The following is a 376-nucleotide window of genomic DNA, read 5'->3' as shown; positions in this document are numbered from 1 at the left end:
GGTAATAGTCCATACCCGCTACAAACGCGTTAATCAACGCCGCAATCGGGTCAATCCGGTTACTATTGCGGGCTTTATCCAGTTGCCAACCATTGTTTAGCACTTTCAAGATGGCGTTATTGACCGCATAAGCGAGAATCTTGTTGCCGTTATGTTTAATCTTGTCATCGTAAAGCTGATCACGAAAATTACGAGTTGGAATATTCAAAGTCTTGGTGCCTTGTCGCACTTCAAACAGTGGGTAGCTTAATTTCTCGAATTTTGTAATTAACGTTTGCGCGTTATACGGGTCATAAGCGATTGCTTTCACTTTCCAGTTGTATTTCCCGACTAGTTTTTGAACAAAATCAAATAGATTGTCATAATCAATAATGCC

The 376-nt window shown here is 40.4% G+C and carries 1 protein-coding gene; it reads right to left on the bottom strand.

All coding sequences use genetic code 11. From position 1 onward, the window contains the following. Positions 1-376, bottom strand: a 376-nt coding sequence (locus MMY95_RS15700) for a terminase TerL endonuclease subunit (protein WP_241277833.1), incomplete at both ends; no start/stop codon positions are given.

This window comes from Lactiplantibacillus sp. ME-2 (assembly GCF_022549155.1).
GTDB classification, from domain to species: Bacteria; Bacillota; Bacilli; order Lactobacillales; family Lactobacillaceae; genus Lactiplantibacillus; species Lactiplantibacillus plantarum.
The sequence above is the reverse complement of the archived record's forward strand: the minus strand, read 5'-3'. Positions and strand labels throughout refer to the sequence as shown.